This is a genomic window from Arthrobacter sp. SPT-J7 (assembly GCF_059089965.1).
The window spans coordinates 66,310-79,487 of the sequence record NZ_JBNHFF010000003.1 but is presented as its reverse complement, the minus strand read 5'-3'; the positions used below and the strand labels follow the sequence as shown (position 1 = coordinate 79,487).

Genomic DNA, 13,178 nt, shown 5'->3' with positions numbered 1-13,178 from the left:
GGGGCCGCGGCAGTACCAGCCGCCCGATTTTGTCGATTGTATTCCGACCGGCTGCGCCAGCTGCCGGTGCGGGCCGAGGGAAGGTCAGAGTCGGCCCGATTTGCCGGTGATGGCGCGGACCACGGTGCTTTGCTGTAGTACCCCGGTGACGCGGCCGCCGTCGTCGATCACCGCGTATTCGCTGCCGGTCAGCCGGGCCAGATACTGCACCAGTTCCTGTCCGGCGGCCACTTCCGGGACATAGGCGCCCGGAGCCAGTGCCCGGGACACGGCTGCGGCCGGGGTCTGTGGAGCCGCCGAGGGCGACACCTGGCTCAGTGCACCCCGGTCCACCACTGCTTCAGGCTGGCCGGTGGCCGCCGTGAGCACCACGCTGAGCCCGGGGTCGCGCTCCAGAAGCTGCTGGACCTGGGCCACCATGGCGGTGGCCGGCAGCGACGTTGCCGGAAGTTTGAGCTGGCCGGCGCTGACGGATGGCAGGCGCAGCCGCATCTGGGCGTGCTGGATGGCCGAACTGGCTCCCATCCAGAGGAACCCGCAGACCAGCACCATGAGCACCACCATTTGCAGGTCGGGTGTTTCGCCCCGCAGCAAGGGGATGCCGATCACGCCCATCACCAGCAGGACAACGATGACGCGGCCGGCCCAGCCTGCCGCCACGGTGCCTTTTTCCTGGCTGCCGGTCAGTTTCCAGACCGCGGTCTCCACCAGCCGCCCACCGTCCAACGGCAACCCGGGCAGGATATTGAAAACCGCCACCAGGAAGTTCGCCAGAATGAAGATATCGGTCAGCAGGAACGGAATCGGCTCGCCGCGGAACAGCGGCAGGACCAGCGAACCCAGGCCAGCCAGTGCAAAGTTGGCTACCGGTCCGGACAACGCCACCATCAAGGACTTACCCGGTGTGGCGTTAAAGTTATCGAACTGGGTGTGGCCGCCCCAGAGATTGAGCACGATCTTGGCCGTTGGCCAGTGGAAGGCCCGGGCTGTCAAGGCGTGGGCGAGTTCGTGGACCAGCACGGAGAACAACAGCAACAGCGCATAACCGAAGGCCACACCGTAGGCGCCGACGCCGAGTTCAGGCATCAAGCGCTGAACTTGGGGCCCGAAGATCAGCACGATGAACGCGGCGATGACAAACCAAGACCAGGCGAGCAGAACCGGCACGCCGAACATCCGGCCCAGCGGAATTCCTTCGCTGCGTTGCTTTTCCTCCGACGGCCGCGGTGTCTGTGTGCTCATACTCCTGCTTCCTGGGAAGCAGGCAACAGGAGCCGCTCCATGTCCATAAGGCCCTTCCCGGCCAAGCTGTCCCACTGTGGACGCCCGGGTGCTTGCGGAATTGGCACCACGTGCGGAATAGCCACCGTGACGAGGCCGGCGGCTTCGGCCGATGCGACTCCGGGGACGGAGTCTTCCAGCGCCACTACGTACCGCTTGTCTGCGTCGGGCATCTGGTCGCTGAGCCAGTCGAAGGCACGCTGGTATGGCTCCGGGTGCGGCTTGCCCTGGCCGACCATGTCTCCGGTGACCAGATACTGGAAACTGCCCTTGGGCAGCGCACGCACCACTTCGGTGGCCAATTTCGTCTCGCTCATTGTCACCAGCGCGGTGGGAATGCGCGCTTCGAACAGTTCCGCGAGCAACTCCCGGGCCCCGGGCCTCCACGGAATGCGTTGGCGGACCCGTTCGGTCACGGCGTCGATCAGCCGGTCGATGATCTCGCGGATGCTGAGCTCGACGCCTGCCTGCTGCAGCACCGCGGCGGATGTCTCCAGCGCGTTACCCACAAGCTTCAAACCCAGTTCGTCGCTCCAGGCACCGCCAAATGAGGCGACAAGTTCCGATTCGGCTTCGATCCAATACGGTTCGGTATCGACGAGTGTTCCGTCCATATCCCAGAACACCGCCTGCAGGCCTGGCTGGAGTGCGCCGGACGCAGCGGCGGAAGGGTCAAGTGCGGGCATGGCACCAGTCTACGGGCCTCGCAGGCCCTGCCGCGGCCGGGCGTTGGGAGCGGAATCCCGCCGCCCTTCTTTGCGCGAATCGCAAAGGGGCTCACTGACAAGCCGTGTCCGGAGGATTAGGGTGAAACCGTGAGTACTCAGGACAGTGGCGATCTGCCTACGGACGGACCCGGCGAGAAGCACGGCCTGCATCTGCTGTTCCCGCAAGCCAAGGCTGGCGAGGCTGGGCGGCGCTATACCGTGATGTTGGCTGCGTTTGAGGGCTGGAACGATGCCGGCGAGGCCGCCACGGATGCCGTCAAGTACCTCAGCCGGCTGTGGGACAGCCACAAGGTGGCCACGGTGGACCCGGATCTTTACTACGATTTCCAGTTCACCAGACCGGTAGTCCACCGCACCGGATCAGGCGAACGCCGGATCAAGTGGCCGACGACGAAGCTCACCCGCAGCAGCGTTCCCGACTCCCCGATCGACATCATCTTTGTCCACGGCGTGGAGCCGTCCTACCGATGGCGTGCCTACACCGCTGAGCTTTTGGCCCACGCCGAGGAGCTGGGAGTGGACTGCATCATCCTGGTGGGTGCGCTCCTGGCCGACGTCCCGCACTCGCGGCCCATTCCCGTGACAGTGACCAGCGACGACGACGACGTCCGGCGCGCCTTGAACACCGAATCCAGCCAGTACGAAGGTCCCACCGGAATCGTCGGAGTGCTGGCCGACGTTGCCTCGCTTGCCGGGATCCCGACCATGTCCGTCTGGGCCGCGGTGCCGCACTACGTGGGCCAGTCGCCCTCGCCCAAGGCGGAACTCGCGCTGCTGCACCGGCTGGAAGACATCCTCCAGGTGCCGCTGGAAGTATCCGTGCTCAGCGAAGAAGCCGAAGCCTGGGAGCGCGGCGTCGACGAACTGGCCACCGAGGACCCCGAGGTCGCCGCGTATGTGCGGCAGCTTGAGGAGGCCAAGGACACGGCCGAACTGCCGGAGGCCACCGGCGAGTCCATCGCCCGCGAGTTTGAGCGCTACCTCAAGAAGCGCCGCAAAGAGTAAAGGCAGGGAGTAACAGGCGGCCGGAGGCCGGAACAGCTAAGCCGCGCCTCGCCGAGCGAGGAACGAGCGAGGCGTCGAAGCGGTGTGCTGTTCCGGCGCAGGCCGCGTCTACAGCCGGATGCCCAGGAGCGCGTCGAGCAGGGCGGCGAACTGTTCGGCGCCGTCCTGCGGCTGCCCGTTGGCCTGCGCGCGGGAGTGCTCGGCAAAGCCGTCGACTTCGGCCAGCGCGGCGGGGGCGTTGAGGTCGTTGGACAGCGCGCGTCGGACCTGCTGCGCGAGCTCGGGAACCTGGTCCGCCTGCACATACTGGGCGGCGCCGCGCCAGGCAGCCAGCCGCGCCTGGCCCTGGTGCAGCAGTTCCTCGGTCCAGAACCAGTCGCTGCGGTAATGCCGGCCCAACAGGACCGTGCGGATGGCAGCCGGCTCCACGCCTTGCTCGCGCAGCGCCGACACCAGCACCAGGTTGCCCTTGGACTTGCTCATCTTTTCGCCGTCGAGGCCCACCATGCCGGCGTGCACGAAGTGCTTCGCCAGCGGTTTGCCGGCCAGCGCGTAGGCATGCCCGGCGCTCATTTCGTGGTGCGGGAAACTCAGGTCGGAGCCGCCGGCCTGGACGTCGAAGGTCTCCGGCAGGAATTTGCGGGCAATCACCGAACACTCGATGTGCCAGCCGGGTCGGCCATCGCCCAGCGAGGCACCGGGCCACTCGGGCTCACCGTCGCGGGCCACGCGCCACAACAGCGCGTCCAGCGGATGCTTCTTGCCCGGCCGTTCCGGGTCTCCACCGCGCTCGGCAAACAGCGGCAGCATTTGCTCTTCGGTCAGCCGGGAGGTGGCACCGTTGTGCCAGCCCGGGCCGGCGGCGGCCACGGAGTCGAAGTAGACGTCGCCGTCGGGCTCGCCGTCGGCGCCGGAGACCCGGTAGGCCAGGCCGCGGGCCAACAGGTCCTCCACGGCCGGCACAATCCATTCGATGGCTTCCACCGCACCCACGTACTGCTCGGGCGGGATCACGTTAAGTTCTTCCATGTCCGTGCGGAACAACTCGGTCTGGTCCTTGGCCAGAATCTGCCAGTCCACGCCGGTGGCGTCGGCGCGTTCGAGCAGCGGATCGTCGATGTCCGTCACGTTCTGAACGTAATGCACCGTGCGGCCGGCATCGCGCCAGTAGCGGTTGAGCAGGTCGAAAGCCACGTAGGTGGCGGCGTGCCCCATGTGGGTGGCGTCGTACGGGGTGATGCCGCAGACGTACAGGCTTCCGGTGGCAGACGGCTCAAGCGATACCAGCGACCCCACCGAGGTGTCGTGGATGGTCAGTTCGTCTTTGCCGCCCGGGATTTTGGGTACGGCATGGGCATTCCAACCAAGCACTCTTGAGTTTCCTTCCAATGAGGTGGACCGGGCGCTGAGGCGGCGGTCCCGCCGTCGAACATTTAAAGCTCCTAGCGTTTAAGGACGCAGGAGCCGGATAAATTCCCGCTCTGTCAGGCGTTGATGATCCCGAAGCCCAGCAGCACGAATAACAGTGCGCCCAGGCCGATCCGGTACCAAACAAACAGGCGGTAGCTGCGGGTGGACACGTATTTCAGGAACCAGCCAATGATCACGAAACCCACGCCGAATGCGACCACCGTGGCCAGCGCGGTCTCGCCCAGGCCGTACGGTCCCGGTTCTCCAAAGCTCTTGGCCAGCTGGTACAAGCCGGAGGCGAAGACCGCCGGAATGGCCAGCAGGAATGAATAGCGGGCCGCCGCGCCGCGTGTGTAGCCCATCAACAGGCCGGCGGTGATGGTGCCGCCGGACCGCGAGACGCCCGGGATCAGGGCCAGCGCCTGCGCCAGGCCGTACAGGATGCCGTGCTTGTAGGTCAGTTTGTCCAGCGTGCGGGTCTGGCTGCCGATGGAGTCCGCGATGGCCAGGAACACGCCGAAAACAATCAACATGGTGGCCACGATCCAGAGACTCCGGAAGGTGGATTCAATGTGGTCTTGGAACAGCAGTCCGAGCACGGCGATGGGAATCGAACCGATGATGACCAGCCAGCCCATCCGGGCGTCCGGATCGTTGCGCGGCACCTTGCCGGTCAGCGAGCCGAACCAGGCCTTGATGATGTTGACGATGTCGCGCCAGAAATAGACGACGACGGCGGTTTCCGTGCCCAGCTGGGTGATGGCGGTGAAGGCAGCACCCGGATCGGCGGCACCCGGCAGGAGTTCCCCCACGATGCGCAGATGCGCGCTGGACGAGATCGGGAGGAATTCTGTCAGGCCCTGCACGAGCCCCAAGATGATTGCTTCTAGCCAATTCACACACTCGACCCTATGGCACGCGGGCCCTAGAAACGGAACCAGACACAGCCCTGCGGGTGAAGTTCCGGCCGCGGTAGGAGGACGGATGTGCCTGCCGCGGGCGGGCAGAACCGCGGGCGCGGCGTCGGCGGGCCGCTGCCAAGAGCACGGCATCGCAGGCCATAAGCTGGCTGTATGGAGCACAAGCGCTTGGGTAACAGCGGGCTGAAGGTCCCGCAGCTGTCGCTGGGAACGATGACCTGGGGCGAGGAGACAGACGAGGAGGGCGCCGGTGCCATGCTGCGCACCTATCTGGACGCCGGCGGCACCTTGCTTGACACCGCCGCGCCCTACGCCGAGGGCCGCAGCGAAGCAATGCTTGGCGCGTTCCTGGGCGAGCTGGTCCCCCGGCAGGAAGTGCTGGTGGTCTCCAAGGCCGGCGTAACCCGGAGCGAGGGCCGGCGCGAGGTGGACACTTCCCGCGGTGCCATGCTCCGCAGCCTGGACGCCAGCCTGGCCCGGCTGGGAACCGACTACCTGGACCTGTGGCTGGTCCATCTCTGGGACGATGCCTCGGCACCGCTGGAGGAGACCCTCTCCGCGCTGGAACACGCCGTTACCTCCGGCCGTACGCGCTATGTGGGCGTGTCCAACTATTCCGGCTGGCAGCTGGCCCGGGCGGTTTCGGTCAGTCCGGTACCGCTGGTCGCGGTGCAGAACGAGTACTCGCTGCTGCAGCGCCGGCCGGAACACGAAGTGATCCCGGCTGCCACCGCGCTGGGCCCGGGTCTGATGGCCTGGTCGCCGCTGGGACGCGGCGTCCTGACCGGCAAATACCGCACCGGCACGCCGGCCGATTCCCGCGCCGCCTCCGAACAGCATGCACATTTCGTGGAACCGTACCTGGCCGGCCGGCCGGCCCGGATCGTGGATGCGCTGGCCACGGCGGCCCGCGGCCTGGACGTCCAGCCGCTGGACCTGGCGCTGAGCTGGGTGCTGCAACGGCCCGCCGTCGGCACCGCCGTGGTGGGACCACGGACGCCCGCGCAGCTGGATCAGATCCTCAAGGCTCCGCTGGACGCCTTGCCTGCCGAGATCGCCCAGGTACTGGACGAAATTTCCCTACCCTGAGCTGTGCCAGGGCTGAGCCCGGCGCCCGCTGAGGGCGCGCTGCTGCAGGTGCCCTGACCCGGGCGACGTCCGGCCTACTTTTCTTCGATTTCCAGATCGTCGTCGAACGGATCCACAACCTCGTCGGAGTCGTCCATGTCTTCGTCATCCGACTCGTCGTAAATGACCAGCGGCGTCACTTCGCCGTAAGCATCGTAGAGCGCGTCCTCATACGTCTCGAAGGATTCCATAATGGACGAGAACGCTGCTTCCACGGCAGGATCGTCTTCACCCCGGCGGCTCGAAGCGGCGGCCAGATGTTCCTGCAGCGCGGAAACCAGTGACTCGAGTGCGACACGCGGATCAATGCTCATGGTGTAGACGTTAGCCGCAATGTGGAGAATAAGTGAAGAGAACAGGAGGGCAATGAGAGAACAATTTCTGGGTGCCGCTGTCACCCGCGAACGCGACTACGCCCGGCAGTACGAATACCTGGTCCTCACCGTCAATAAAGACGAATCCATCGGGGAAGCACGCCGGGTCTTGACCGACCACGCCGAGTACGGCAAATGGGACTTGGTGCGCACCCGGCTGTATCTGGGCGGCGCCCGCAAGTACTGGCTGCGCCGCAGGGTGCTCAGGGTCGAACGCACCGCCTGACCCCGGCCAGGCGGTGCGCGGGCACCGCAGGACCCGCCCGGGTCAGTCGTCCAACGGCCCCAGCCAGGCCGTGGCAATGGTGCTGTGCGCCGACTCGTCGTCCGAGGGGTGGTACAGCCCGGCCAACACGTCGCGGTACAGCCGCTCGAGCTCCCCACCGCGGAAGTATCCCCCGCCGCCGGAGACACGGACGGCCTTCTCCACCACGTCCTTGGCGGTTTCGGTGGCCCTGATTTTGATGCCGGCCAGTTTGGCGAACCAGAGCGAGCCGTGGTCGGCCAACGTATCCACGTCGCGGGCGATGGTTGCCAGCTGCGGATACAGCCCGTCCATCGCGAGTGCGGCATCGGCCACCCGCCAGCGGATGTCCGGATCCTGCGCGTAGCTCTTGCCCGTTTTCAAGGAACGACGGCGGTGCACGGCTTCCACGGCCAGGTCCAGGGCGCGGGTGCCGATCCCCGCATACACGGACGACAACAGGATTTCGAAGCACGCGAAGATGCCGAAGATCAGCGCATCCGGGTTGGGGCCCACCGGCAGCTTCCGGAAGATCCGGTCCGGCGCCGCAACCGCGCCTTCCAGCACGGTGGTGTTGGACTGGCTGGCGCGCATCCCCAAGGTGTTCCAGTCGTCCTTGATCCGGTAGCCCGGCTTGTCGCGGTCGATGAACGCCCACACCAACTGCGGCTCCACGTCGGAGTCGTCCCGGCCAAAGATCCCCAGCCGGGTCCAGGCCGGAGAGAGGCTGGTGAAAACCTTCGTCCCGGTGAACTCGTAGCCGCCGTCGGCGCGCGGGGCCGCCACCGTCCGCGAGTCGAACAGGACCTGATCGTTGCCGGCTTCGGAAACGCCGAAGCCGAAGACTTCACCCCTGCCGGCCTCGGTCAGCACGTAGTCCAGGCTGTTGTCGCCGCGGGCTTGCAGCACACGGGCAACGCCGGTCCACACTAGGTGCATGTTGACCGCCAGCGCGGTGGCCGGGGCCGCGCCGGCCAGCCGCATCTGTGCCCTGACCGCCTCCTCCAACGAGTAGCCCAAGCCGCCCTGTTCTTCCGGCACAAACATTTTCAGGTAGCCGGCCTCCACCAGATCGGCGAAGTCCTCGTGGAAGAAGCTGTTCGCCTCGTCGTAGCCTGCGGCCCGTCCACGGATGGTTTCCAACAGGGCGTCCGGGAGCAGTTCTTCAACACTGGCGGGCATGCCGGTGGTCCTTTCGTCGTACATACAAAAATCAGTAGGTGGTGAGCAGACGCTGCAGCACGCGGGTGCCGAACTTCAGCGATTCCACCGGCACCCGTTCATCCACCCCGTGGAACATGCCGGTGAAGTCCAGATCTTCCGGCAGCCGCAGCGGTGCAAAGCCGTAGCCGGTGATGCCCAGCCGGGCCAGCGATTTATTGTCGGTGCCGCCGGAGAGCGTGTAGGGAAGCACCACCGCGTCCGGGTCCTCGAACGTCAGCGAGTCCACCATGGCGTCCACCAGATTGCCGGCAAACGGTACCTCCAGCGACCTGTCCTGGTGCACGTAGCTCACCTCCACGTCCGGACCGGCGAGCTCGCGGATGGTAGCCAGCACCAGCTCTTCCTGGCCGGGCAGGGTCCTGGCATCGATCCGTGCCTCGGCGAGGCCGGGAATCACGTTCTCTTTGTAGCCGGCCTTCAGCACGGTCGGGTTCGAGGTGTTCTGCAGGGTCGCGCCCACAAAGCGGGCCACTGTCCCCAGCTCCTTGAGCAGAATCTCGGGGTTGTCCGGATCAAACTCGACGCCGGTCAGCTCGGTCACGCCGTCCAAGAACTGCCGGGTGGTATCCGTCAACTCGATGGGCCACTGATGTGATCCGATTCTCGCCACGGCGGCGGCCAGCGTCGTGACCGCGTTGTCGGTATTGATTTGCGAGCCGTGGCCCGCACGGCCGGCGACGGCGAGGCGGAGCCAGGCAATGCCCTTCTCCGCGGTCTGCAGCAGGTAGGCCCTCCGGCCGCCAATGGTGGCCGAGAACCCGCCTACTTCCGAGATGGCCTCGGTGGCGCCGTCGAAAAGTTCCGGCCGGTTCTCCACCGCCCAGCGCGCCCCGTAGGTGCCGCCGGCCTCTTCATCGGCGAAGAACGCGAAGATAATGTCCCGGCGGGGCTGGATGCCGCTGCGGGCCATGTGCCGCGCCACCGAGAGGATCATCGCGTCCATGTCCTTCATATCCACGGCGCCCCGGCCCCAGATCAGTCCGTCCCGTTCCTCTCCGCTGAACGGATCAACCTGCCAGTCGGCGGCCTGCGCCGGCACCACATCGAGGTGGCCGTGCACCACCAGGGCAGGTGCCGAGGGGTCCGAACCAGCCATCCGCGTTACGACGGAAGCCCGGCGCGGCGCGGACTCGAACACCTCGGTGGCCAGCCCGGCTTCTTCCAACAGGCCCGCCGTATACTCGGCCGCCTGCCGCTCCCCCGGGCCCTCGTTGCCGCCGTAGTTGGAGGTGTCGATCCGGATCAGTTCCTGGCAGATCCGGACCACTTCATCGTGCGGGTTCGGTACGGTCATGGAGGCTCCCTCGAAGTCGATGTCTGTCCCCAGCCTATCCAGCAGCGGCGATAGAGGCAGCAGCAGCGCCGCGCTGCGCCTCTGCAACATCCACGCCGGCTCCCTGCGCGCCTCCGACGCCGCCGGCAGGCAGCGCGCCCGATTCAACACTTCGGACAAAACATGTTAGAGTTTTTCTCGCTGCTTTCGACGGAACCAGTGCGCCCGAGGGCCTCTGATCATCCATCGAAAAGTCCACCTGCGCGGGTGGCGGAATGGTAGACGCGCTAGCTTGAGGTGCTAGTCCTCTTATTGAGGGTGAGGGTTCGAGTCCCTTCCTGCGCACAAAGAAAGCCCCGGGATCCCGGGGCTTTTTTGTATCCGCGCACTCCCCGCCAGGTGGCGTCGGATCGCGGCTCAGAGGGATGTCACCTGCCCCTGGCCGATGTTCGCCAGTTCGCTGCACAGCATGGCAACAGCCTGCTGCACGATCTCACTGTGATCGCCCGCCGCTGCAGCCCGTGCCCGGCGCACCACCTCCTCGGTGTCGATTCCGGCGCGCACAGCCCTTAGCGGAGCCAGGACGGCGGCCCGGCGCAGCCAGGGGTCCGGCTCCCGCGCCCAGCGATCCAGGATTGACTGCGCCCGCGCACGGGACTGGTCCGTCAGCCCGTTGATCAACGGGCCCACCACGTCGACCGCGAGCGGATCCACCAGCGCGGCGGTGCGTGCCTCGCGCAGAAAACCTTCAATCCGGGTCAGGTCGGAGTTCCGCAAGAGCCGCTGGTTCGATTGCAGCAGCACCACAGCAGCCAGCCGCAGTTCGAAGACCGGTCGCTTCCACAATTCGGAACTGAGTGCTGTGACCTGGTCATGTGACAAAGGCCGGAACTTCCGGCCGGCATCGCGAACCGTGCCCCGCACGGCACCGACGGACGCCCCGTAGTAGCGCAGGCCGGCGCCCGAATCCTTTTCCGCCCGCGCCCGTTCCTCCGTGGCCTCGCGCTGCAAGGTGAAGTCGATGAACTCAGCCGCCTCACTCATCTGAAGAGTCTTTCGTGCACCGCCGGCGCTGTCGAGTCAGCTGTCCCGCGGCGCCCTACCCCGCGTGGCCGTTGCCGGACTCTTCCTGCTCGGTGTAGGTCCGCAGGAGGTTCTTGGCCCCATCGGCCGCCGGGCCCTCTTGCTCCAGCGCCTGCTCCATGGTTTCGGCCTTGTCGCGTCCGGCAGGGAACGGCGGGAGCAGCGGCACATCGGGATCGGCGACCACTTCGATCAGATAGGGCCGGTCGGCTGCCAGCGCCTCCTCCCAGGCTGCAGCGAGCTGTTCGGGATCTTCGACCCGTTTGCCCTGCAGCCCCAGCAGGCGTGCATAACCCGCGTAGTCGAAATCAGGCAGCGCTTGGCTGTCTGCAAAGCGCGGTTCGGACTCCATCTCGCGCTGTTCCCAGGTCACTTCGGCCAGTTCCCTGTTGTTCAAGACGCAAACGGCAAAACGCGGGTCCAGCCACTGTTTCCAGAGCCGGCTGACGGTGATCAGTTCGGCCAGACCGCTCATCTGCATCGCCCCGTCGCCACTGAGCACCACGACGGGCCGCTCCGGGGCCGCGAGTTTGGCGGCAATGCCGTAGGGCAGCGAACAGCCCATGCTCGCCAGGGTGCTGGACAAGTGTGCCTGGGCACCGGGCGGCAGGCAAAGTTGCCGGGCATACCAGTAAACAGAACTGCCCACGTCGACGGCGAGCCAGCCGTCGCGCGGAAACTTTTCGCTGAGCTCGAAAGCCACCCGCTCCGGGTTGACCGGCCGCGCCGGTGTCATCGCCCGCTTTCGCGTCAGTTCGCGCGACTCCCGAACCCAGCCTTCCACCTGCTCCCGCCACGCGGTGGACGTGCGGTCCCGCAGCAACGGCAGCAGCGCCTCCAGGGCGGTGGCCGAGTCACCGGTGAGTGCGGCTTCAACCGGATAGCGGTTGCCGATGGCGCCGGAATCGTTGTCGATCTGGACCGCCCGTGCAGCCCCGGGCGGCGGATAGAACTCGGTCCAGGGGTCGTTGGAGCCAACAATCAGCAAGGTGTCGCAGTTCCCCAGCAGGTGGCCGCTGGCTCCGGTGCCCAGGTGGCCCATCGTCCCGGCCGCGAAAGGCAGCGACTCATCCACATACGGTTTACCCAGCAGGCTGGTGGTGATGCCGGCGCCGAGCTTCTCTGCGACTGCCACCACCTGCTCGCCCGCGTCGCGGGCCCCTTGCCCCACCAGCAGGGCCACCCGCTCCCCGACATTGAGCACCTCGGCGGCAGCGCGCAGGTCCTCGGGACGCGGGACCATATGGCCCGGCCGCCACACCGGCGCGGTGGCCACGACGCCGTGCGTGTGCTCAAGCTCAGGAACGGGCTGCTTCTGGATATCGTGCGGAATGATCACGACGGCGGGGCCGCGGCCTGCCAGAGCCGCCTTAAAGGCCCGGTCCAAGACCAGCGGAACCTGCTCCGCGCTGCTGACTTGCTGCCGGAAGAGGGCAACATCCTTGGTGAGCGTGGACAGGTCCACTTCCTGCATGTACCCCGAACCGAGCACAGTGCGCGCCTGCTGTCCCACGATCGCCACCACCGGGACGCTGTCCAACGCAGCGTCGTAGAGTCCGTTGAGCAAGTGCACCGCCCCGGGTCCTTGCGTGGAGGTGACGACGCCCACCCCGCCCGTGTACTTGGCGTGGCCCACTGCCATGAAGGCGGCGTTTTCCTCATGCCTGGCTTGCACGAATTCCACGGTGCCGGCCCGCCGCAGCGCGCCCATGAAGGTGTTGATGCCGTCCCCGCTGTAACCGAAGATGCGGGGCACCTGCCACGCCTGGAGCCGTTCCACCATGAGGTCTGCGACCAGCCGCTGGGCCATGTTTGCTCCGCTCGTTATCATCAGGATGCTTACTTTCTACCATCGGTTTATGGCGTTATGAACCCTCCGGCCGCCCGCGCCGGCGCCCGCGTGCAAAGATGGCGGCATGGAACTGGACGGAGAACTGGCGGGTTATCAGCTGGGGCCGGATGCGCCGGACCAGCGGGACATCGACCTGTACCGCAGCCTGAGCGCGGATATTGCGTCGGGCGTCGCGGTGGCGTCAACACGCTGGCGGAACCGGGACTACGCGGCAACCGTCAGCGGTTATCTCTCCGTCTCCTATGACCCGCCCACCATGCTGGTCAGCCTCTTTGAGGAATCACGGATCTGCGACGCGGTGGCGAGCTCCGGGACGTGGGCCCTGAGCCTGCTGGCGGCCCATCACCAAGGCACCGCGAACTGGCTGGCGAGCCCCGGCAACCCGGTGGAAGGCCTGCTCAACCAGATACCGTACCGGCGCGGCCCGGCCACCGGTGCTGCCGTGATCGGCGGAGCTCCGGCGTGGTTCGAACTGAAGACCACCGCCGTGCATCCGGCCGCAACCCACTTACTGATCGTCGGCGAGGTGCTGGCGATGGGCCGCGACGCCTCCGGCACGGAGAGCGCCGATCCGCTGATCCACTTCGCTTCCTCGTACCATCGTCTGGGCCGGTAGCGACGCAGGCCGCCCACGTCGGGGAGGCAGCTGCCAGACA

Annotated in this window: 13 protein-coding genes and 1 tRNA gene; 5 read left to right on the top strand and 9 right to left on the bottom strand. The window is 66.5% G+C overall.

What is annotated here, in order from left to right:
* Positions 1 to 84 precede the first annotated feature (84 nt).
* Both AC5RWX_RS05795 and AC5RWX_RS05790 read right to left on the bottom strand, forming a co-directional pair.
* Positions 85 to 1,242 carry a site-2 protease family protein gene (locus AC5RWX_RS05795; RefSeq protein WP_493939019.1) on the bottom strand — a complete coding sequence of 386 codons (1,158 nt, stop codon included), beginning with the start codon at positions 1,240 to 1,242 and terminating at the stop codon, positions 85 to 87.
* A complete protein-coding gene (locus AC5RWX_RS05790) occupies positions 1,239 to 1,967 on the bottom strand; it encodes an HAD family hydrolase (RefSeq protein WP_493939018.1) in 729 nt (242 codons plus the stop codon). Before AC5RWX_RS05790 ends, AC5RWX_RS05795 begins: the two co-directional genes overlap by 4 nt.
* A 186-nt stretch (positions 1,968 to 2,153) precedes the next feature.
* Between AC5RWX_RS05790 and AC5RWX_RS05785 the strand changes: the two genes are divergently transcribed.
* Positions 2,154 to 3,014 carry a PAC2 family protein gene (locus tag AC5RWX_RS05785; protein ID WP_493939113.1) on the top strand — a complete coding sequence of 287 codons (861 nt, stop codon included), beginning with the start codon at positions 2,154 to 2,156 and terminating at the stop codon, positions 3,012 to 3,014.
* A 108-nt stretch (positions 3,015 to 3,122) separates the two neighbouring features.
* On the opposite strand, the gene mshC is transcribed toward AC5RWX_RS05785, so the two are convergent.
* Together mshC and AC5RWX_RS05775 are read right to left on the bottom strand one after the other, a co-directional pair.
* Complete coding sequence (mshC, locus tag AC5RWX_RS05780; protein WP_493939017.1) at positions 3,123 to 4,385, bottom strand: cysteine--1-D-myo-inosityl 2-amino-2-deoxy-alpha-D-glucopyranoside ligase; 1,263 nt, start codon at positions 4,383 to 4,385, stop codon at positions 3,123 to 3,125.
* Positions 4,386 to 4,498: 113 nt separating this feature from the next.
* Positions 4,499 to 5,323, bottom strand: coding sequence for an undecaprenyl-diphosphate phosphatase (locus tag AC5RWX_RS05775; protein WP_493939016.1), 825 nt, complete (start codon positions 5,321 to 5,323; stop codon positions 4,499 to 4,501).
* 174 nt (positions 5,324 to 5,497) lie between these two features.
* Here AC5RWX_RS05775 and AC5RWX_RS05770 point away from each other — a divergent pair, with 174 nt between their 5' ends.
* Positions 5,498 to 6,433, top strand: coding sequence for an aldo/keto reductase (locus tag AC5RWX_RS05770; RefSeq protein WP_493939015.1), 936 nt, complete (start codon positions 5,498 to 5,500; stop codon positions 6,431 to 6,433).
* A gap of 74 nt (positions 6,434 to 6,507) precedes the next feature.
* On the opposite strand, the gene AC5RWX_RS05765 is transcribed toward AC5RWX_RS05770, so the two are convergent.
* Positions 6,508 to 6,786, bottom strand: coding sequence for a hypothetical protein (locus AC5RWX_RS05765; RefSeq protein WP_493939014.1), 279 nt, complete (start codon positions 6,784 to 6,786; stop codon positions 6,508 to 6,510).
* A 52-nt stretch (positions 6,787 to 6,838) separates the two neighbouring features.
* Here AC5RWX_RS05765 and AC5RWX_RS05760 point away from each other — a divergent pair, with 52 nt between their 5' ends.
* Positions 6,839 to 7,072 (top strand): DUF5703 family protein, encoded by a 234-nt coding sequence (locus tag AC5RWX_RS05760; RefSeq protein ID WP_493939013.1) that lies wholly within the window; start codon positions 6,839 to 6,841, stop codon positions 7,070 to 7,072.
* Between the two features lie 42 nt (positions 7,073 to 7,114).
* Here the strand turns inward: AC5RWX_RS05760 and AC5RWX_RS05755 are convergent, their stop codons facing one another.
* Both AC5RWX_RS05755 and AC5RWX_RS05750 read right to left on the bottom strand, forming a co-directional pair.
* Positions 7,115 to 8,272 carry an acyl-CoA dehydrogenase family protein gene (locus AC5RWX_RS05755; RefSeq protein ID WP_493939012.1) on the bottom strand — a complete coding sequence of 386 codons (1,158 nt, stop codon included), beginning with the start codon at positions 8,270 to 8,272 and terminating at the stop codon, positions 7,115 to 7,117.
* A 31-nt stretch (positions 8,273 to 8,303) separates the two neighbouring features.
* Positions 8,304 to 9,608 (bottom strand): M20/M25/M40 family metallo-hydrolase, encoded by a 1,305-nt coding sequence (locus tag AC5RWX_RS05750; protein WP_493939112.1) that lies wholly within the window; start codon positions 9,606 to 9,608, stop codon positions 8,304 to 8,306.
* Between the two features lie 240 nt (positions 9,609 to 9,848).
* Between AC5RWX_RS05750 and AC5RWX_RS05745 the strand changes: the two genes are divergently transcribed.
* Positions 9,849 to 9,932, top strand: a tRNA-Leu gene (locus AC5RWX_RS05745).
* A 72-nt stretch (positions 9,933 to 10,004) separates the two neighbouring features.
* On the opposite strand, the gene AC5RWX_RS05740 is transcribed toward AC5RWX_RS05745, so the two are convergent.
* Positions 10,005 to 10,631 carry a DNA alkylation repair protein gene (locus tag AC5RWX_RS05740; protein ID WP_493939011.1) on the bottom strand — a complete coding sequence of 209 codons (627 nt, stop codon included), beginning with the start codon at positions 10,629 to 10,631 and terminating at the stop codon, positions 10,005 to 10,007.
* Between the two features lie 55 nt (positions 10,632 to 10,686).
* Positions 10,687 to 12,480 (bottom strand): thiamine pyrophosphate-requiring protein, encoded by a 1,794-nt coding sequence (locus AC5RWX_RS05735; RefSeq protein ID WP_493957640.1) that lies wholly within the window; start codon positions 12,478 to 12,480, stop codon positions 10,687 to 10,689.
* Positions 12,481 to 12,586: 106 nt separating this feature from the next.
* On the opposite strand from AC5RWX_RS05735, the gene AC5RWX_RS05730 reads away from it, so the two are divergent.
* The gene (locus AC5RWX_RS05730) at positions 12,587 to 13,138 is read left to right on the top strand and encodes a flavin reductase family protein (RefSeq protein ID WP_493939009.1); all 552 of its coding nucleotides are present in this window, start codon (positions 12,587 to 12,589) and stop codon (positions 13,136 to 13,138) included.
* The last annotated feature ends 40 nt before the right edge of the window (positions 13,139 to 13,178 follow it).

What these genes read in the sequence shown, in the direction of transcription:
- AC5RWX_RS05795 (WP_493939019.1), bottom strand. Translation starts at nt 1,242, where the DNA reads ATGAGCACACAGACACCGCGGCCGTCGGAGGAAAAGCAACGCAGCGAA.
- AC5RWX_RS05790 (WP_493939018.1), bottom strand. Translation starts at nt 1,967, where the DNA reads ATGCCCGCACTTGACCCTTCCGCCGCTGCGTCCGGCGCACTCCAGCCA.
- AC5RWX_RS05770 (WP_493939015.1), top strand. Translation starts at nt 5,498, where the DNA reads ATGGAGCACAAGCGCTTGGGTAACAGCGGGCTGAAGGTCCCGCAGCTG.
- AC5RWX_RS05765 (WP_493939014.1), bottom strand. Translation starts at nt 6,786, where the DNA reads ATGAGCATTGATCCGCGTGTCGCACTCGAGTCACTGGTTTCCGCGCTG.
- AC5RWX_RS05760 (WP_493939013.1), top strand. Translation starts at nt 6,839, where the DNA reads ATGAGAGAACAATTTCTGGGTGCCGCTGTCACCCGCGAACGCGACTAC.
- AC5RWX_RS05755 (WP_493939012.1), bottom strand. Translation starts at nt 8,272, where the DNA reads ATGCCCGCCAGTGTTGAAGAACTGCTCCCGGACGCCCTGTTGGAAACC.
- AC5RWX_RS05750 (WP_493939112.1), bottom strand. Translation starts at nt 9,608, where the DNA reads ATGACCGTACCGAACCCGCACGATGAAGTGGTCCGGATCTGCCAGGAA.
- AC5RWX_RS05740 (WP_493939011.1), bottom strand. Translation starts at nt 10,631, where the DNA reads ATGAGTGAGGCGGCTGAGTTCATCGACTTCACCTTGCAGCGCGAGGCC.
- AC5RWX_RS05735 (WP_493957640.1), bottom strand. Translation starts at nt 12,480, where the DNA reads ATGGCCCAGCGGCTGGTCGCAGACCTCATGGTGGAACGGCTCCAGGCG.
- AC5RWX_RS05730 (WP_493939009.1), top strand. Translation starts at nt 12,587, where the DNA reads ATGGAACTGGACGGAGAACTGGCGGGTTATCAGCTGGGGCCGGATGCG.